We start from the raw sequence: 20164 nt of genomic DNA, 5'->3' as shown, positions 1-20164 counted from the left end.
CTAGCCACTTGCTCGGCTGACGCGGAAGAAGGCGATTTCTTTTCCCATGCTGTACCCGAGCGCGGATACGGGGACGCACACCAAGGCGAGGCCTGACCAGGGGGCAGGTGCTAGGAGCAGGGCAGCCACTCCGGCAAAGATGAGGCCGTAGATCACCCAGTGCGGTCCACGAATGCCTGCTAGAAGGCCAATGGCGCCGCCGGCGAGAAGACCGACTGCTGTGACCAGGATGGCCGGCATGAAGGCTGGGGGCGGTACGTTTGCCGCGAGCCAGATCAGCAGCAGGGCCAGGAGTCCCGAGGGGATATGCATGCGCAGACAAAAATCACGGAGCTGTCCGGCGCGTGGCCCTGCTGTTTTGTGGTTGCCGTGCCCTTTCACTTGGCGGCGAGTTCTTTGCGGCGGAACGTCCCGGCGATGGAAAGTTTCTTGCCGTATTCGATGGACCCGTACCGGAACAGGTGGACTGCCAGACGCAGGATCAAGATGCCGACGATGAACAGCTCGGCGATCACGATGGTGGCCTCCATGCCAGAGAGGGTGCCGAAGCCGTTGCGGAGCATGGCGGTGACCGGGGCGGTCAGCGGGAAGTACGTGAACACCTGCACGATCAGGGACTCCGGGTCGGAGATGATCAGGCTGTAGGCGTAGAAGGGGATGAACATTGCGGCCATGAGCGGGCCGAAGATGGTGCCGGCCTCCTTGGCGGTGGGCATGATCGCGCCGATGGCGACGAGGACCCCGGTGAACAGGGTGAACCCGCTCAACAGCAGCAGTGCGCCGATGATGATGGGCCCTGGCTCGAACACCAGGATGGACAGGTCCATGTCCGGCAGTGCCAGGGAGTCGCGCAGGAACAGACCTCCTCGCCAGTGCGAAGGACGTGTACCCTGTCCGTCCTGTTGCGACGGCCAGCTGCAAGCAGGCTCCTCATTTCTCGTTTGGACCAGCTGGATGACGTGGGAAGCCCGACCTGAAAAAACAACTGGCCAATTTGGAAGGTCACAAGGTGCCTGTTCGTATCGGACATAGGAGCCATCGCATGGGAGCCGATGTAGGGCTCCATTCCGGTTCAGTTGTGCACTGTGTCTGAAACATGTCCGGGCTTCCCGGGATGTGCACCGTCCACGCAAATTCGGCCCACGAAGGCGTATGTCTTAAAAAGCGTGCACCCCCAGCCAGCAGCCAGACCGCTCCGTTGGTTGCCGGTCGGACCGGACCATTGGCGCGGGCAGAGGGTATCCGGGCTTTACTAAAAATCAATAAACCCTCAATACTCTTGCAAACCGATCGCCGCGCAGCAGGTAGAGCTAGAGCTCTCGCATCTTCGACAGCTGCCCGTCATCAAAGTGTTCGGCTGCGTCGAGAAGGAACTCCGCGTTGCCGAGAGCAGTTGCGATCCGCGCTTCAAGTTGGTCGTAGCTTCTGATGGATAGGGTCCTGACGGCCGAAGCGTCGAGCACGAACACAGGCGGCGCAGTGTCCGGAATATGGAGGATTCTTGCCCAGCCGAGGGACCGGGCAGCCTGGCCAATTTCGGCTGCGCTTTCATCACTGATCTGCACACGCTCAAGCAGTGGCAGTATCTCCACGACTTGAGATGTATCTCTAGCCGTGACTGTTCCACCTCCGACGATGTCTAGCGCCAAAAAGCCTCGCTGGCCGACTGTGAGGGTAACGATCTGCAGGAGGGGAATGGCCTCAGCGTCTTGTCTGAGGTGGGCTACCTGGACGTCCGCATAGTCAGGAGCCGGCTGTGATTCGCCAGGAAGCCTGACGATGTGACGTGGGGCATCAAGGCATATCAAATACTGGGTGCCGGACCGTGTGCTCACCCTGAAAGACCCGGTCATTCCGTCGTGTAGTTCCTGCATTCTGGAATCTTGCCACACAGCAAAATGCGTTTGCGCAAATGGTACCAATACGGAAATGCTTCCATTTGACCAACTCAGCTACCGGCCAGGCCGGTAGCTCCAAAGCGCATATGGAACCATTTGCGCTTGGAGCACACGAGGCGCGAGATGACGCTCCGGCCAAGTCTCGGAAAGAGGAGCGTGTCGGGTGTGCTCTGCCTTCAGGAGGAGCGCATGGATTCCTCTGCGCCTCGATAGGAAGGGTCGGGCTTGGCGCAATAGGAGGCATTTTCGCCAAGGAAGCCCTTTGCGCAATCAGTACCATTTGAGCGACCGGTCCCAAAGCGGAATTAGTACCCTTTGCGCAATGGTGGTATTTGCGCAGGGACACCCGAGACGTCGCTTGGCTTCGATATGCCGGGCCACGCGCGGGACGTCCGTCCGGAATCTACATTCGGTGGCCCTCAAGCACGTCTCTGGTCCATTTACTTCCTGTCCATTCCAGGCGGCATGTGAACCTGTACGCCTCTGACATACCAGCGACGGCGATGGTGGCCTTGTAAGTTGTTCCTGCGAGAACGCTGCCCTGGACGGTGGTGCTCCCGTTTCCTCCGTCCTGTTTAGCCACTAGCTCTTTGCACGTAGCAAGCCCGCTTTCCTCGTTGAACTTTGGATTGTTGGACGCCTGGAATGGGGTTGAGATCCAGGAAATGAGAGCCGCGACAACCACGAGCCCTACGAGGACGAGCAGGCACCCGGCGCCGGCGCCTATTTCGATTTTCTGCTTAACAGGTTTGGCTCGACCACCACCAGAGGAACTCCGCGGCGCCACGTGACGCGGCTCGGCGGCAGGGTCAACGTGAATGACAACCCCTGGGCCGAATTCCTTTCGTGCACGGGGCGTGACCAGACCTTGCCATCCCAGTGCCGAGCATCATGACTATTGCGGCTAATTCCGTACCAGCCTTCAGGTCGGTCCTCGTCTGCCATGGTTCCCCCCAATGTATTTGCGCAGGTCGAACACCTGCTTCTGGTCGTAGACTAGCCGCAATTTCGCGGAGTTCAAGGACATGCTGTTTGAGAAATGGTTCCAAATGCGCAAATACCACCATTTGCGCATGTGGTGTTATTTGCGCAGGGACCTCCCGTTCGAGCGGCGGACGCCCGGATTCGCGTTGCACGGGCAGTCTCATGAACTAGAGGTTGGCGGTCATCGAAACGGACAAAGGCGAACCTGCGGGATTCCGGGGATTTGGAATGTCTCATAAGTAGTCTCCTTGAGGGCTGCGTGGGACACACTTCCCTATCAAGGGCGCAACGGAAGTGTGATTACCGATAGGTACCGGCACCGGTAAGAATATGAAATGCACTAATGCTGCTTCGAGACAGCATTAGCATCAACATCCGGGAACGACAAAACGGGCCCCGGTGTCAGTTTCAGAAGTCGTCTGCACCAGTCGACGCGGTCCCAAGATAGATGTTGAAGCGGTGGGCAAGATGCTGGACGACTTGCTGGCGCCCGTGGAGTGGTACACATTTGAAGACGTTGAACCGGATCACGAGTGCATGCCGGCGCCGTGGTGCGGTTGCCGCTGCCATTAGGGCCTTCCTTGCAGCACGGAACCGCCCTAGTCTGTGTCGAGGGGTACCGGGCCCCGGCGTAACCAGGGGGAATCATGGCAGTGAATTGGACTTGTGACGAATGCGGGTCAAGGACGACGACGCGCAAGATTGACGCCACGCCACTTGGCGTCGCCGTGAAGCAGTACGTAACGGTGCCGCACTTGTGCAGCAACTCGAAGTGCACCAACCGAGACAAGAACAACCAGACCTCGGAATGGTGCACTGAGGCATAGTGCGCTTGGTGCGTACCTTCAAGCGATAGGGTCGATCCATGACGAACCTGGATCTCTCTGAAGCGCCGCGCACTGAGGATGGGCCCGACCAACTCGCCTGGCAGATGTGTACGGACCTCGAAACCGCTTGCGAGTTGACGGCGGAATGGCTGGAAGGCAAGCGCCACTATCAGCCGGGGTACATGGCAGCGCAGCCGGCATCCGAGACTGGCCCTATTAGCCTGCAGTTGGCTGCGATCAACAGGCTTGGCTTGCTGACGTCGGATTCTCAGCCAGGGGAGGCGCTCACGGAAGGAAGCGGGCAGCGGGCATACGTGACAGGCTACTGCAGCGAAAACACAGCGGCGCTCGTGTCTGCCGTCCTCACCGTGACGGATATTGTGGCCCTTTGGGGCCCACCCGGGGCGCCCGGATCGATGCAGGTTTGCGTGAGCCTGGACGGGTATGAAGAGTTTTCACATCTGGGCCGCAGGGGTTCCCGTGAGGATACCTTTGAGGAATACCGGTATGAGGCCAATGAGACTTTGGCGGCTATCATCGCGGACGCCTGGGAGTTACACATTTTTGACCCAGTATGGGGCAGGAGCGACTATCTCCTACCTCGCCTCAAGTTGGCCCTAGAAGCGGCGGCAGAGGCATAGCCCCTGCCCTTTACTGCAACGGAAAGGGCCCCTACTGATCAGTAAGGGCCCTTTGTCGTACCCGGATGCTATGGGCGGTACGCTTCCCACCACCAACCATGCTCGAGGAAGTAGACAAGGAAAGGCGCGACGACCGCGGCGAATGAAAGCGCTATAGCTACTACCGTCATTCGCTTGTTGAACATCGATTGTTGATTACGATCATGCTCGGTCCGTTTCCGGTCCTCTTCTGCGTTCTGAATCGTCCGGTTCAAAGCGGCGAGAAGAACTTTCGTCTCTTCCAAGTGCTGTAGCTGTTCCGCTGCCTGGTCACGTGTCGGAGCAGGTGGCGGCGGCGCAATCTTAGCGGAGGCTTCTGCTATTGCCCGATAGTCGGGTAGGGCATCGGACACCCCGTATTTGTATATGGGCGTGGGCTTGGCTATCTCCTTGGCAAAGTCGCTGACCCTGTTCCCTGCGCCGGCAGAGCGGAGGGCCTCGTTGAAGCTGTCAGTGAAGCCTTTGAAGAGGTTGCTAGGTTCCATACCTAGAAGTGCAGGCTCTCGGCAAGCTCGGTGACCTTTGCCGGCGTTGACCCTGCCTTGTAGCAGAGGCCCCATACATCAGTAGCCGGTGAGGTTTCGGTCAGGGTAGCCAGCTTTGGATCAAGGCCGGTCGTGACAAGAGCCTTGTTCAGGTTGGCAGCAGTAAAGAAGTGGTTCACGGTGGGACCCCCAGGTAAGTAGTTGTGCATTGAATTTACCGCTTCGGCTGACAGGTGTCGGCCTTTGCTGATTCAGTCACCGGCCCAGCGCCGGAGTACGCACAACAATGCACGAGTGTGATTCCTTTGGTCTTTGGCGTCCTTCCCTTAACAGTCGTGTTCGCGGTGTTCCCCGGCATCGCGGCCATCAGCCTTGGACTGTAAACATGACTGTCGCTCAGCTGAAAGGTCGCCACCGACCTGCAACCCCTGACCACCCGCATCACTCACTGAATGGGACCGAAATGAAAAACATGGGAATTTCGAGCAGGGTGCTGCTCCTCGCTTTGCTGGCTGGCATGTGGATCGGGGTCTCGACGCCAAGAACGAATAGCCGTTGCCAGAGTAGAGACTATGCGTGTCGAGACAAGATCCCAGTCGATGTCGCTCCGGATGCTATGCCCTTCTTTGGCTAGTTCGAGTATCAGGGCGTGGGCGACTTCGCTGAAGTCTTGGCCGGGACCCCAGACTTGCTCAGATTGTTCAATCGCTGCAGCCTGGTTCGAATGCGCCATCAGAACTAGCGAATAACCCGTTCCGATCGGATGGTGATCGTATGTCTTTTCGTACTCTCTGAGAGCAAATGTGAGGGCCAGTTCCTCGGGAGGGTCTGTGGCGTGGGTGACGATGAGGTCATCATGAAGAGCACGGATCTTGGAAGCTTCACGCATAAGGGCGAGCATCGTAGGATATGTGAGGTTTTCCGTGGCTGCCTTTATTGCATTGTCCTGCGACTCAATGTCGCTTTCGACTGCCGCCGCGACCTGCTGCTCAAGCGATGACAGCCGTTTCTTCAGACCCTGCTCGACCGGACCTATGGCCTCCGACGCAGCAGACTTCGCTTCCGCACGCACCGTCTTTCGAAGCAGTGGTTCGAAAAGGGCGAACAGTCCCGCCGTGAGAAATGCAGTGCCGACATTAGCCGCTACAGACTGAACGACGGCCAGATCGTCCTTGTCCAGTGCAGTCCAGGGAAACGTTTGCTGAAAGTCCTGGGCTCCAACCCAGTAGCGGGCAAAGAATGCAGAAAGTGTCAAGAGGAAGCCGAGCCCTAGCAAAAAGCCAATCCATTTCCAGTGGAATTGGGCAAACCAGGCTTGAATTCGACGGATTGCCGCATTTCGGGAACGCTCAGATGTCATGGCACGTCGCAGAAGGAAGCCGCGACAAGCGGCAACTGAGGACCGACCATACCAAACCCTTGATGCACATAGTGCACATGCTCATGGCGGGTCTCGGCCAATGGCGAGTGGCTAGGATATTGGTCATACCCGAAAATGGGTTGCCTACTTAGGATGAGTGACCGTGGCGGAAAGCACAGAGCCAGTGGCGGGGCGGGGGAGTGTCGCCGGAGCTTCGGGTGACGCTGGAGTCGAATATCGAAGAGGGGTAGCTGCTTACGCTGTTGCATGCGGTCTCTCCGGCAATCCTCTGCCAGGTTTTGGCATCCCAGATGAAGATTCGCAAGTAGTGTCTGTTGCCCTAGAGACGGAAGACCCACTTGACGACATCAGGGTCAACTTCAAGTCGGGTTGGTCTGCTCTCGTTCAAGCGAAGCGTACTTTAACCAAGGGAACAGCCTTTTCAAAGGCAGTAGACCAGTGGATTGAAGCTGCCCAGTTATCCTTGGCGCCTGAAACTCACCGCTTTGTCATCGTTAGCGGGTCATTAAGCGGTCCGCTTCGGGATCTTCAGAAAGCACTTGAGCGTCACCGATCGGATCTGCCGGGGCCGCCCACAAAGGGCGAAGCTGAAGCACTTTCATATCTTGACGGATTACTGAATGTACTCACACCGGAGCAGAAAGAGTTAGTCCTTCGTTGTGGTGTTCTATGTGAATTAGCTGTTGAGGAGCTTCATCACGCTGATGCGCGTATAGGAGCTCTCTACCTCCGTTCACTGGTTTCTCCGGCTACGGCTGAAAATGGGCGAAAAGCGTGGAAGGAACTGGTTTCGGCAGCAGGTAAGGCGGCGCGCCTTCGGGGCGGATACATGCTCGAAGGGTGGTTGGCAGAACTGCGCGGGGCCGGGGTTTCAATCGCTACTAGCGGCGAATCTCCCTCAGCTGAACTCGAAAGACTCCATGGAGCACTGGAAAGGTATAGGGAGCGCGCAATTCGCGCTGGTGCGTCTATCGACCTTCGCGGCCTCGGGGCACGCCTTCCTTCAATCCCGATTGAGGACATCGACGCCGACGTAAAAGTTTCAACTGATTCGGACGATACCAGGGCCGAGGCTGATCTCTTGTGGGCCTTTCTCCGTAGAGGCCGCCTCATCCTGACAGGACTCCCAGGGGGCGGCAAGAGCACAGCCATCCGGATTCTGGCTGCCCAATTGTGCACTCTACCTGCGGCGCCCCTACCCCTCCGAGTCTCGCTCAAGGACGTCGATGCTCTCGATCACACTGCAAGCTTTCGCGACCGGCTGTTGACTGCAGCAGTTCGCGACGACGCCGCCGCGGATAGAGCCCTCATCCGAGGGGAGTTGGATGCACGTTTGTCATCTGGTGGGGTGGCCCTGTTACTCGATTCTCTTGACGAGACCTACGACAGACGCGCTGCCGTAGCCAGTGAGGTCGACGAGTTCATGAAGACCGTCTCTACCGACGTGGACACCTTGCTGTCCACGCGGGACGTCGCCTTCGGGCATGCTGCAACTCTGGGATGGGAGGATCTTTCGCTTCTTCCGCCAAAGAAAAGCGAGAGGGTGATCAGCGCAATTCTGAGCCGCGCCGCAGAGAAGCGGCCGTTGTCGGATTCCGACGCTGCTCGTTGGGTGCAAGAACGAACTGATTGGGTGAACGAGGCGCTTCGGAGGGACGTTACTCTCCGCGAAACACCCTTACTTCCCGTCCTCCTTACGTTGCTTGCTGCTGAGAAAGATCTAGATACGTTGCCTGTTGGCAGGGCCCGCGTGCTGGCTGAGGTCGTTCATGATGCTGTCTCTCGCCATGAACTTAGCCGGCAAGACGGAAGCACCTTAGGGCCTCTAGACGGGTCAGCAACGGATACGGCAGCTATGCATGCGTTCGCGGTGGAAGCGTCAGCGATCCTTAGATCAAATGGTTCGATCAAACTTGCTGAATTAGTACGTATCCTCGCTGGAGAAATCGCTACCCACTGGGGTTTGAGCCCAGGCTTTTCCCTAACTACGGCACGTGATGCGATTCAGTTCTTCGATGGCAGTGGCATATTCGTCATCTCCGGCCCAACGGAAACGGTTGCTCCTAGAGTGGCTCTCTTTGCAGAAATAGGAGACGCACTTCGCGCGGTCGAGCAACCTGAAAAGTTAAAAGAATGGGTGACTGAAAAAATACAATCAGCTCAAATAGAACCGATAATTCTTGCGGCCGGCATCAGCTCGACGGCAGCAGCGGTCTTAGGCGCCGTTGCCACTGAGAGTAGTAGTGAACGAAGCGTTCTCTACGCGGCTGTGCGGGCTTACCGTGAGGGTGCCATCTTTTCAGAAGGACATCTGGACTCAATTTGCAACCGACTCATCACGGATCTCAGTAGTGGTGATCCGTCGTCCTGGGACAGTTGGACCCAGTTATTGGAGTTACCCATCACTCTCAAAATGAGAGCCGCCATCGAATCCGCCGCGGGGAAGTATGACCAGCAGCGGCAAAAGCTCGTCCGGGCTGAACTGGATCTCAGATTTCGAAGTCATGAAGAGTTGCGTCAGATGCCAGAATCGTTACTTGACGTCCTGCGGTTGGAACATCTGCCGCATATGGCGAAGCCCGTGACGAAAGGCAGAACTAATCTCAAGGCCCTTCTAGTGGAAAATCAGCTTCATTCCGCCCAGATTAGGGCCGCGCAAATCCTGACTGGGTCAGTTCCGGAAGCGACAGAACTAGTTGTGGAACGCGCGAAGCATACGTCCCCTAGTCTTCAAACTGCTTTACGAGACATCCTCACTCGTGCTGGCCTAGAGGTTGCGGCAGATGAATTAGAAGAGTCGCGTCCCGATTGGAAAATGCTTGATTGGCTCCGTGATCTTGAACCTGACAACGATCGCAAGTTCCTCAACCTACTCGCCCAGAGGCCCAAGGCGGAACTGACCTACCAACAGCAGGTTCGATGTAATGAGCTCGCCGATTTCTTGGAGACGCTATCGTTGAATGACGCTGGCAGCTTGCAAATGTTTAAGTACCCAGAGGATATTCCCAGCGTTATAGACCTGACTGCGACGCTATTCGATTTCGACTCTGCAGTTGTAGCCGCCCAAGCCGAATTGACGATCGACCGCATGGACAAAGGTTGGGGTTCAACTGCGTACTACGCGCTCTCCCGAGGAATCATGTCAAGATGCGCGCGTGGCCGTCTTCGTGGAATCATTCGGAAGTGCGCGCGTGGCGGGCTTGGGTTTGGCGGCTTGTTTGCTGGTCGTGAGCGTCAGTAGCTCGGCGGTGAGTGCCTGGATCTGGCGTTGAATGGCTGCCGGGTTCAGGGGCTGGTTTTCTCGGCCGAGTCGGGTTTTGTCCGTTTTGCGGACCGTGCCCTTGTCGGCCAGAACTCGCTGGTATGGCGTGGCAGGTAGGTCGTACTTCTTCGTGGTCTTCGCGCCGTTGCGCTCCTTGAAGACGAGTTTTTGCTGGGGGCCGAAGTGGTTGGTCAGCAGCCGCTGCAGCTCCCAGATCCGGTTCAGCAGATCCAGTTCGCCGGGGGTGTCGTACCGGTGGTAACCCACGGTCTGACGGACGATGTGCCAGTTCTTCTGCTCCACGTGGGCGCCGTCGTTCTTGTTCCCTGACCGGGACCGGGTGAAGGTCAGTTTCTCCTGCTCGCACCAGCGAAAAAGCCCCCAGTTGATGAACTCGGACCCGTTGTCCGAATCGATGCCCAGGACGGGAAAGGGGAACTTCGCGGTCGCCTCTTTGATCGCGGCGAACACCCACTTCTGCGCCTTGTTCCGCACCGATACGGTCTCCGTCCAGCCCGTCGCGATGTCAGTGATATCCAGGGTGAAACAGAACTCGCCCTGGGAATTGCCGCCCTCGTGACCGACCAGGTCGATCTCCACGAAACCGGGTCTAGCATCATCCCATTCGGCCCAGGTCCGCATCGGGATGGAGTCCTTCAGCAGCGTTCCCGGCTTTGTATGGGACCGGCCCCGCGGATCCAGTTTGGCCCGGTCCGCCTTGAGCCGGCGGTCAATGGTCGCCGGCGCTATCCGCAACAGCAGCGCCGCCGTCCCGTCCTCGATCTGAAGCTCCTCGAACCGGCGCAGACGCGGAACCAGATCAGGCAGGGCCGCCGCCAGCAGCCGCCCGCACGGCGTGCCCTGCACCGCCCAACAGAACCGCAGGGCGTCGATCACAGAGCTGTCATAGACCAGCGGCCTCGGCGGGCGGGGACGGACAACCCTGATCCTCAGGACCAGACCCAGCGCCTTGCGAGCATGACTGCGGTGCCAGCCCGTCACCGCGCAGATCTGATCCAGGATCTCGCCCTTCCTGGCCTTGGAAGCACGGCGGTATTCCGTGGCCAGAACCTTCGTGACAGCCCTGCGTTCGCTCATCGTCAGCTCCATAGCAGCAGCCCTACCCCCGCCAGCGAACCGGCAGCCGCAGACACCCCGCTACGCGCGCATTACCAAATGATTCTTCGATACCCACTACGCGCGCATCTTCTACGAGTCAACGCGGCTCTTTGACAAAGCCTCCGGTCGGCACCAGCATCGTTGGGACAAGGTCACGGACGCCACCGATGCGATCGCCCTCCTGTCTAGGATGATCACCTGGGGAAGGGCACACGCCTGGTATGTGGCTACTGCACTATGGGATGCCCCTGTGGCCGAGCCCGCAGCGTCGATGCTGCGTGAGAGGCTCCCAATTCTGGCGAGTAGCTGCGAGCACCTGCGGATCGGGGCCCATACACTTTGCTCACTCGTCGCCGGCCCGGAACCGGAGTGTTGGTACGACAGTACAGACCCGGTACTCAGGGCAGTCGCGGCGGAGCTGTGCGAAAGTTCGGAGGACGGCTACCTCAGCTCTCAGCATTACCGCCTTCTGGAAGATCCGGATGGCCACGTCCGGTTAACTGCTCTTGACCAAGCCGCCAAATTGCATCCCCCCAACATTCGAGCAGTTCTAGACCACGTCGGAAATCAGTCTCCGACAAGTTGGATGTGTATTTCGTGTCGGACAGTCAACCCACCTGGTTCTACAAGTTGCATTCGATCTGGGTGCTTCCGCTCTGGGCCGAATCTTGCTGGTCGGCTCCAGGAGATTCGTGACCGAATGGGAGCCCAACTCTAGGTGACAGAACTGCGCCCCAACAGCATTACTAGGGCGCATCTGCTAAGCGAGAGCTGCCCGTGAGAGTCGCGGTAATCGATTCGCTTCGCTCCTCGAATACCTCCCGAGGCTAGGCGTCAAATCGATCGAAGATATGAGTACTGGGCACCTTCCAAAAGAAGTGTGGCTGGGCCGCACTCCTGCCAAGATGCAAACTCATCGCGACAGGCTTGAACACTGCAAAGAATTTGTCGGTAATGACCACCGTGTCCTGCTAAAGATGGGAAATGGTTTACCGTCGCCTCGGCTTTTTGGGCTTCTTTTTGCGGCGGACCTGTGGTGGCTTAGGACCATCAGACCGCATCTGGGCAGGTGTCAGGAGACCGCTCGCCGCAACTTCCTGGTCCAGAGATAGGTCTGGAAGGTGGGCTGCGTTCGTGTACTCTGCCCATACCACCTGTCCGGCTGTATCGATTAAGATGCCCATGGATCGGTCCAACTGTAACTGGTGCTTCTTCAGTCGTACGTAGTTCCGAAGTCGGTCAGCGCACTCAGCGATAGCCCAAGTAGGCGGCTTGGAGCCGATAAAGAAACCCAAATGCCCCCACGGACCCGCATAGGTCTGCAAGGAAGTATGGAACCCTGCGTCTTGGACAGTCATTGCGACGATGCGCTGGACATGCTCGGCCATCAACTCCTGGCTCTCCTGTGATAGAGCAGCGAGATCAGCCCCAGCTCTCAGCCATCCGCGCACTTTGCGCTGGTGGAGGGAGTCAACCAGCTCCTCTACAGGTGCTACGTGCTTTCGTTCAGGCCGCGCGGCTGGAATCTCGGTCTGGCCTTCCGTGTAGTACATCCAAGCGTCTAAGGGATCCGTGTGAGTAACGACGTGTGTGCGAACGTTGCTTCTTCTAAACAGTTTCCGATCTGCCTGCGTGGGACGCGCTGTGAGCGGGTACCTCTTGTGAACTGAATCGGGATCAGGTTCAAAGTACAGGCCGCCACTTATGTACCACATTGCAATATCGAGCTCATCGCTTGCCATGAGCAAGCGCGACGTGGAGGGGTCGGTACGACGGCGGAGGTATGTCAGGAAGTCTGCTGGACGGGTCATAATCGACGAGATGACCAAGAGGTCATGCAGGGACACGAGCCATGGGATGGTCTCCGACTGCAAAATTTCTGCCCTTACCAAGGCGTCGGTGGCTATGGCCAGCGGGCCCCAGTCGTCTAGACATACGACGACCGTGTGAACTTCCTGTACGTCTGAAAGGTCTAGCCATTTCCCCTTCGGCGTCCACAAGCCGTGATGTTCCCTGACTAACGACTCCAAGCGTGAAGCTTGTTCAGCAGCCTCGCCGATTGTTTTCCGCAGGTCAGTTTCAACGCGCTTTACATTGCCTGAGCGGGCCTTATCGGTAATCGAACCGGCCTTCACCTCGACGCAAACTGCGACGTCGTCGATGACAAGAAGCGCGTCCGCTTCTGTATCGAGCGAGTTTGCGAAAGGGTCTCTTGAGCCTTTCGACAGGTCGCACTGGCCTGCCGCTGGATCGGGTGCCCGATACTCGAGAGAACGCACGGATGACGAGGAAACGCCCAGAAGCTTTGCCAAAGTTTCCCCAGCGGAGGACTCCACCCAGCGGTCGCGGTGTCGCTGGTACTGGCTCCAGGGTTTGGTGTGCTTCTTCAATCTGGCTTCTATGACGGGGCGAACGTAGTCATGCGGCATGGGATCGCCGATAGCGAGGTAGGAATCGGCGCGACGCAGCATTCCCTTACCCGACAGCAGGTTCTCGCCGTGGACGAACTTTTTGCAGGCTTCATACGCGCTTACAGGGACGGAATCGAGACTGAAACAGTTGAGAATGTCCTTCACTATGTTTGTAGCAAGCCCTGAGAGGGTCGCTAGCTCCGCAGCTGTGAAGGAAATACCTTGCCCCGGCGCTGCAAACAACGACTCGAAAAGAGTGCGCCCCTCCAAAATTTGATCCGGTGAAAGGCTGACGCCAGCTTCGGTGACCTCCACGAGGTTCTCGAATCGCGCAATGTTGCCTTCATGCTTCTTTTGGCGACATTTCTGAATTGCGTCCCACAAGCCACTTACATCATCAGGAGTGAAGCTGGCATGCCTACTGGTCAAATCCCGGATCGGAGCTGGGCCAAAGATACTTTGAACAATCTGGCGGGAGATCGAGAGGTAGTTTCTACCCCTTACAGTCACCTCAAAAGTCCGGAGGAGCCCGGTGAGCTCGGCAGTCCGCCCCAAGTGCGTGTCAGAGGAGGACGAGATAGCCACTAATTGCGCAAGCCTAACGATGCGCTCAGCGGCCTCCAAAATCTGAGGAATTGCAGGGCCTTTTTGTCCCGCCGAGGCGTTGTTGACGGGCGGCTCCAAGTCTGAGTCATTAGCGAGTCCGATCAGTGCCACGACTTCCACAACTGCCGGCAAGCTTGTGTTCAGGCTCTCCCTGAACTCTCCCAGGTCTCCATGTGCAGTTAGCTGCCGCAGGACTTCGAGCACGTCCCAAAGATCCATTCCACCGAGCCCGTCCCGAATCGAACGGACAGCTTCAGCCAATACTGACGGTACTTGATCGCGGAGATCGTCCCACGATTCTGCAGCGATCAGCCCATTACCCGCCCTTTGGACATTGGCTGCGAACACTGCGACTCCTTCGTCGTTGTTCAGAACAACGCGAGCAGTTGGTTCCTTGAACCTGCTCATTTCTACCCCCTGCGGCTGTGGTTCCCTACGTCTCAATGCCAAGACTATGTTGACAGGAACGCAGTGACCGCCGTTGCGCGAAGGGTTGGCGTCGCAGAGGATTTCAGGCGCCAGTCCGAATAGAAGGTTGAGGGGAAAGACCTTAAGCCGCTTCTGGCACGCAGGATACTGGACCAGTGTTCTTTCTCGCAGTCCGGCTCTTCCAGTACAGATCCATCTCGTACACCCCCAAGGTCAACATCAAGACAGCCCTCGCCAATGGCCGCTGCGCCCCGGCCGGAAGCCGCGCGAGCTGACGGCGTGGGGCATCGGGTACCCGTTCTCAACGTCCCCTAGTCTGTAAGCAGCGGGAAGGCTGGCTGCCCGGCAACCCTCAGGGGGATTCATGACTGACGAGCAGGTAGCCAACAAGTTCGAGGCGGCATGGGCCGTGTTCGCCCAGACCTGTGGCCATTGCTAGACAACATCCGAGCGTCAGGGTTTTCCATTCATGCAGGACAGGTGGATATGGTTCCCCTGCCAAAGAAATATTCGCGGGTTCGGCACACGGCGCATTGTCAGCCTATGAGTAACATGCCGGTCCAGACGGCAGCGCAATGGTGGAACGGTGAACGGGTCGGACAGTCCACTGCCTCGCTCCCCCATGAAGTTTGAGATCCCGCGCGAGCCGCGCTGAGACGGCGAACCAGGCTGCGCAGGCGCCGGTTGAACGCTTTCGTCGGTTCTAAATTAACAACTGTTAAGGTATGGCGAATTTAGAAATGGAATTGTTAATCTAGGAACGTACTGGACACACGGCTTGGGTTAGTCCGAAAAAGGACGACGTCGAGGTTTAAGTACGGCAGATAGAAAGACCGGTTACAGCGGGAAAAGACGCTCCTGATACTGGATGGTTGCGAATACCTGGTCGATGACGTCTCTGCCCTCGTCTATCGGCTGCTTAGGTCCTGTCCGAATATATCCATTTTGGCGACAAGCCAGGAGAGGCTCGGTCTTGCAGGAGAAACTCTGCGGACCCTCGGCGGCCTGGGCATACCCAAACCCGGTCCTGCGGAAATTCCGGCCCTGCTGCAATCCGACTCGGTTAATCTCATGGTGGAACGGGCGTCGGCCGTTCGTCCCGGATTCCGACTCGACCACAGCAACAGCCAGGCGATCATTACGATATGCCAAAGGCTGGATGGGCTGCCCCTCGCCATTGAATTGGCGGCCGCGCTGGTGAACTCCCTAGATGTTCACATCATCGCTCAGCGCCTGAACGACCGATTTGACCTCCTGAACGGCTCAACGCACGCACCGCTCGCCAGACATCAAACACTGCGGGCCGTAGCAGATTGGAGCTATGGACTCCTGAACCGGGCCGAACGACAACTTTTCGACAGCCTTGCCGTATTCGTCGGAGGGTTCACTCTCGAGGCTGCAGAGTCGCTCACCGATTCACACGAACAATCAGGGGATCCAGTCGCCATGACTCTTAGCCGCTTAGTGGACAAATCACTAGTCGTCAGTGAGGACCGTGGTGTTTCGGGGCGCCGCTACCGACTGCTCGACAGTCTGCGCCTGTTCGGACTGGAGCGACTGCAATCGAACAACCAGTTGGAACGCATGCGGATGCTTCATGCGTCCTACTACCTCATTGTGGCGGAACATGCAGCATCTGCGCTGCGAGGCCCCGACCAGGAGACATGGCTGGATCGCCTCAGTCTGGACCATGACAACCTTCGTTCGGCACTTGAAATATCGATGCAGATCCGTGATTTTGAAACGGCAGCGCGCATTGCGGGATCTCTGTATCCATTTTGGGACCTGCACGGCCACTACAGCGAAGGTCGTCGTTGGATAGAACAGGTCCTCCGGCCTGGTCGCGACATCTCAAACCAAGCCCGCACTCGGGTCCTTCTCGGTGAAGCGACGCTTGCAGTCATTCAAGGAGACCCTCTCACCACAATGAGCGCCTGCAGGGAGGCCGTCGGCTTGGCCCGCGGAACCGGAGACCGTGCCTCCCTGGCCCATGCTCTGCAGTACCTTGGCTTATGTTCCATGTTCCAAGGCGAACTTGACGAGGCCGATAGCTTCCTTAAAGAGTCGCTGGAGAACGCCATTACTGCCAAAGACTCGTGGCTTGAGAGCTGGGCTTTCGTCTTCATGACCAGCGTGGCTCTCTGTCGTGCTCAATACGAACTGACCGGAACCCTCGCAGAGCAATGCCTCTCAGCCAGCGGTCCGCACCAGGATCCGGAGTGCACGGGGTGGGCGACACTCGCCCTCGGCGTCTCCCACTGGTACGCCGGAAACCTGACCCAAGCCGTTCCGTACTTCAGTGAGGGATTCCAGATCTTCCAAAGACTCGGCGGACTTTGGGGCCTGTCACTTGCGATCTTCATGGCAGCCGAAGTGTCAGGTGCCCGAAGAAACACTGAGCAGCAGGTCATCCTGATGGGCGCGGCAGAGCATCTGCGAACCGCAATCGGCGCCGCATCGCACCCGTTCCTAGTCCGTTGGCTCGAGCAAGCCAGTCAGACAGCACGAACGATCCTCGGAGACGACGAGTACGCCCGGGAATGGCAGGAAGGTGACCAATTGCCGCTGGCAACAGCCATCTCTCTAGCGCGGAGTGAACTTGAGACGCCGTTCTTCTCCCAACTCCCAGTCCCTGAGGCCTCTCGCAGGCCAGCAGCGAGCTAAATCCGAAACGTTCTACTGGGAAGCCTGCGGCACTTGGCACGACGTCGATATGCGTTGGCCACAAGGTTCTGAAGAAAAACAAAAGCTTTCGTGAAGGCGCGGAACCTAACTTGGGAGTTGCCGGACCCAGAACAGGGAACCGCACCATCAATATACCAATGCCCGCCCCGTCTACTTTCGGGCCCAGCGGAAAATCGCTTGTCCAGTCAAGCGATACACACCTGCCACGCGAGGACTTTAGAAAAATCAGGTCCAGCACGCCTATAAAGGCGGCGAAAGGCATGTCCACACATCCCAAGCATCACCAGGACGTTAGGAAGCTTTCCATGTTTTACACTCTCATGAACCCGGCCAACCACCGTGATACCCGGCCGGCAGCCAAGGCTGGCCGACGATTCAAGATACTGCTCGCCTTGTGCCTATCACTGCCAATTTTGGGCCTACTGGGTCTATCACCGGCCAATGCATCCGGCCCCGTTGGGCAGCCGACACTGCCTGCTGCCCCGCTGGCCCCTAGCACGCCGACGGCGGTCCACAACGGCAGCACGCAGGTGACGCTGACCTGGACGGACAGGTCGACCAATGAGCTTGTGTTCGGGGTCCAGTACCGCGACCACGGAGGGGCATGGAAAAACGCCCCCAGCCTGCCCAGCACGTCAATCAGCACCACAGGCAAGACCTACACAATCACTCACGCGGTGCCCTATGGGACGATCTTTTGCTACCACATCAGTGCAGCCAACCTGGGCGGAGTCAAATACAGCCCGGAGGCATGCGCAGTTCCGGCAGCACCGTCCCGACCGACGAATCTTCGAGTCACGCTCATAGGGGCTAATTCTGTTGGGCTCTCATTCGGCCGCTCCGTTGTCTGGGAGTGGGGCTACGGCCTCTACACCAAGCGGGCCGGGGATAGTTCTTGGGTGCTCAACAAAGTGCTGGTATCACGGCCACCGAGTTCGGCAACGGAGCAAATGCTAGCGGACAACTTGATTTGGGGCCAGGACTACTGCTTCCGAGTGGTCGCAATGAACAGCCGGGGCCAGTCACTGCCATCCAATGAAGTGTGCGCCACTCCGGACTATGTTATGGAATAGCAACGAGCGTAATGCCTAAGCCACTCCTCCTCTGCAGGACAAGACGCGCTTCACACAATTGAATCCGGTGTCTTCGCTCTCTAGCGGGCGAATCAACAACAGAGATACTTGGGGGCCCCTATGTAGGGGCCCCCAAGTACGTACGTTGGCGGGATCGTCTGACTAACGGTGGAACCAGAGGCTGGTCTGACAGCCGGGCGGTGCGTAGCGGCGAGGACCAATCCTGAACTAAACACTGGATCCCATGACGATTGACAGCTGTTCGACGTTTGAGCAGATCGTCCAGAAAAGGCAGCGGCAGCTGCCCGGGTCATACCTCAGTAGGCCGCTAAGAACGCAGTTGGGTGATGGCTTCCTCGACCCTGTCCATGGCCTGCATGGCTGCGACCATTTGCGGTCCTCGCCGATCCAAGCCCCGATGGGACGAGATTGCCGAGAGTGAGAACAAAGTGGTCGATCGTGCACGCCAGCGCTTCACTCAGGGTGGCCTCAGCATATGAGTAGTCTCCCTGAGCCTGCTGGATTCCCGCGATCTTGTGCAGGTGGACGGCGACCTCGTACTGCGCCATTCTCGTCCATAAAGGAAACAGCCAACGGCTATCCGCAGGCTATGACGAATTGGTGGTCACCCTGGCTAGCGCCTTTGCTCTCGCACAAGCGCGGGATTCTCCCCTTCTGCCAGCCGGCCCGCCTCAACGCCCTGGGGATTCTAGCCAAGGACCGTGGGCTCTATGAAGACGCGGGAACCTACTACAGCAGTAGCGAGCTCCGGAGGGCTGCGGAAACAGGTCACGACGCCCGATGCAACGCTGACCGAAGGGGACCTGAAGAAACACAGAAGCTTCCCTGAACGCGCTAGACCTAGCTTGGGAATGCACACGGAGCCACTGGATGCGAGGGAACTTTGCATCAACCTCGATACCGTTCAGGATCCGAAAAACATCACCGTCCGCACTTGTCCCAAATGATCCAGAGGAGATCCCGGTCATGAAACGAATAGGTGACCCCGAGCTCGACGACGGCACCATGACCACTGAGGTAGAGCTGGAGGCTCTGCCGGTTCTCGCCATCATCATCAACAACGCGCACGGCGAGCCGCATGCCTATCAGAAGCACAAGGTCACCATTGGCGGCTTGAGGCTGGCGCGATGGTTCTGCACGACAGACCAAGATTGGCCACAATCATCGGAACGGCTGCTGCGCGACGGCGCGACCTACTCCACGCTCTGGCTTCCCAAGGGTAGCCTCTACCCGACTCCCCGTCCCTGATAACAGCCACCCCCACGCCTGCGCAGCTTCGGCTAGTGTACAAAGGGTCGCCAGCGGGCCCCTCACATTGGAGATGGGTGGATGGCTGTTCCGGCGCCATTATCCGGGTCCGTCTGCAGCCACAGCGGTGTGAGCCGCGCGGAGTTCTCCGCACACATGAGGGCCGTGTCTTCGCTCGACACAATTCTCGGTTCTGCCGGGATCCATGGATACCCACATGTCCGCCGGCCATCGACGTACGAAGTGGCGGACCTGTTCAGCCTCGCCGTCTGATTGATCCAGTGATCGATTCCTGTCGGGCGTACACATAACCGGTACAACACCAGGAGCAGTCAGGAGCCGGTCATGAACGTCATCGAACTTCCTTTCGCCCGCGGGCCCGACGGCACGATGTCCTTGGCCAGACCATCACGGATCCTGTCCTGCATGAACTGCTGCGCAAAGCGGTGGTTGCCCACGGGGCAGACGAAGCACGGACGCCTGGCTCCCTCGGGCACCGCTCCACCTGGCCGTGTCAGTCACGCTTCTGGACGCCATCCAGACCCTCATGGGTGGGGCCGACATCGCCACTGACGGGACCGGTGCCTGAACGCCGGCATCAGGGACATCAAGCAACTGGCCAGCATCGCCCGCGACTCGACGGCTCCAATCACCCTCTGTGAGTCCTGAATTCTGCGTAACCAAGCATTTCTCCAAAGACGGCCAGCCACCGAATCTAATGTGAAAGTACTACTCATTCAGGATCTGGATGCACAGTCTAGAAATGACGAGTGGATGTAGGCGTCGTCTGCTGCCACCAGCGCCGAGGCCAAGTCGTGGACCCAATCCGACACTGCCGTTGGCTGTGGACGGATACTACTGCGACCGCGATCCAAGTCGCCCGGGCTTGCAAGAAAATTCGCGGAAGTGCGCGCGCAGCGGAGAAATCCTGGTCTCGCAGCTGGCAAGTGGCCATACAGCGGTTACCGATGGCGATTCAGAAACTTTGGCAGCGATAACCAACGAAATCCGGAGCAACGGGAAGCCTGAACTGGTCACGACTCCCCCCATGGGTT

The 20164-nt window shown here is 58.1% G+C and carries 14 protein-coding genes; 5 read left to right on the top strand and 9 right to left on the bottom strand.

What is annotated here, in order from left to right:
• From AU252_RS20315 to AU252_RS20305, 3 genes are all read right to left on the bottom strand, one after another.
• Positions 1–312 (bottom strand): hypothetical protein, encoded by a 312-nt coding sequence (locus AU252_RS20315; protein ID WP_058932257.1) that lies wholly within the window; start codon positions 310–312, stop codon positions 1–3.
• 65 nt (positions 313–377) lie between these two features.
• Positions 378–827 (bottom strand): ABC transporter permease, encoded by a 450-nt coding sequence (locus AU252_RS20310; RefSeq protein WP_240484238.1) that lies wholly within the window; start codon positions 825–827, stop codon positions 378–380.
• A gap of 483 nt (positions 828–1310) precedes the next feature.
• Entirely contained in the window at positions 1311–1874 is a 564-nt protein-coding gene (locus AU252_RS20305; RefSeq protein ID WP_157769030.1) for a hypothetical protein, read from the bottom strand.
• A gap of 1873 nt (positions 1875–3747) precedes the next feature.
• Here AU252_RS20305 and AU252_RS20300 point away from each other — a divergent pair.
• Positions 3748–4350, top strand: a complete 603-nt coding sequence (locus tag AU252_RS20300; RefSeq protein WP_058932255.1) for a DUF6919 domain-containing protein — start codon at positions 3748–3750, stop codon at positions 4348–4350.
• 68 nt (positions 4351–4418) lie between these two features.
• On the opposite strand, the gene AU252_RS20295 is transcribed toward AU252_RS20300, so the two are convergent.
• From AU252_RS20295 to AU252_RS20290, 3 genes are all read right to left on the bottom strand, one after another.
• On the bottom strand, positions 4419–4874 hold the full coding sequence (locus AU252_RS20295) for a hypothetical protein (RefSeq protein ID WP_058932254.1): 456 nt from the start codon (positions 4872–4874) through the stop codon (positions 4419–4421).
• 2 nt (positions 4875–4876) lie between these two features.
• Positions 4877–5053: a hypothetical protein gene (locus AU252_RS23975; protein WP_157769029.1), complete on the bottom strand. Its 177-nt coding sequence runs from the start codon at positions 5051–5053 to the stop codon at positions 4877–4879.
• 266 nt (positions 5054–5319) lie between these two features.
• The gene (locus AU252_RS20290) at positions 5320–6234 is read right to left on the bottom strand and encodes a hypothetical protein (RefSeq protein WP_157769028.1); all 915 of its coding nucleotides are present in this window, start codon (positions 6232–6234) and stop codon (positions 5320–5322) included.
• A gap of 328 nt (positions 6235–6562) precedes the next feature.
• Between AU252_RS20290 and AU252_RS23970 the strand changes: the two genes are divergently transcribed.
• Positions 6563–9496 carry a hypothetical protein gene (locus AU252_RS23970; protein ID WP_157769027.1) on the top strand — a complete coding sequence of 978 codons (2934 nt, stop codon included), beginning with the start codon at positions 6563–6565 and terminating at the stop codon, positions 9494–9496.
• Here the strand turns inward: AU252_RS23970 and AU252_RS20285 are convergent.
• Positions 9398–10615, bottom strand: coding sequence for an integrase catalytic domain-containing protein (locus AU252_RS20285; RefSeq protein ID WP_058929994.1), 1218 nt, complete (start codon positions 10613–10615; stop codon positions 9398–9400). The two genes, AU252_RS23970 and AU252_RS20285, sit on opposite strands and share 99 nt — an antisense overlap.
• Before the next feature lie 1010 nt (positions 10616–11625).
• Positions 11626–14061, bottom strand: coding sequence for a hypothetical protein (locus AU252_RS20280; RefSeq protein WP_157769026.1), 2436 nt, complete (start codon positions 14059–14061; stop codon positions 11626–11628).
• A gap of 966 nt (positions 14062–15027) precedes the next feature.
• Here AU252_RS20280 and AU252_RS20270 point away from each other — a divergent pair.
• The 3 genes from AU252_RS20270 to AU252_RS20260 all read left to right on the top strand — a co-directional run bounded on the left by AU252_RS20270 (position 15028) and on the right by AU252_RS20260 (position 19109).
• Positions 15028–16746, top strand: coding sequence for an ATP-binding protein (locus AU252_RS20270; protein WP_157769025.1), 1719 nt, complete (start codon positions 15028–15030; stop codon positions 16744–16746).
• A gap of 158 nt (positions 16747–16904) precedes the next feature.
• Positions 16905–17840 (top strand): fibronectin type III domain-containing protein, encoded by a 936-nt coding sequence (locus AU252_RS25055; RefSeq protein WP_430929453.1) that lies wholly within the window; start codon positions 16905–16907, stop codon positions 17838–17840.
• A 987-nt stretch (positions 17841–18827) separates the two neighbouring features.
• Positions 18828–19109, top strand: a complete 282-nt coding sequence (locus AU252_RS20260; protein WP_058932248.1) for a hypothetical protein — start codon at positions 18828–18830, stop codon at positions 19107–19109.
• Positions 19110–19441: 332 nt separating this feature from the next.
• Here the strand turns inward: AU252_RS20260 and AU252_RS23965 are convergent, their stop codons facing one another.
• Positions 19442–19606 (bottom strand): hypothetical protein, encoded by a 165-nt coding sequence (locus AU252_RS23965; RefSeq protein ID WP_157769024.1) that lies wholly within the window; start codon positions 19604–19606, stop codon positions 19442–19444.
• Between the last annotated feature and the right edge of the window lie 558 nt (positions 19607–20164).

The sequence above is a fragment of the Pseudarthrobacter sulfonivorans genome, assembly GCF_001484605.1.
Lineage (GTDB): Bacteria > Actinomycetota > Actinomycetes > Actinomycetales > Micrococcaceae > Arthrobacter > Arthrobacter sulfonivorans_A.
The sequence above is the reverse complement of the archived record's forward strand: the minus strand, read 5'-3'. Positions and strand labels throughout refer to the sequence as shown.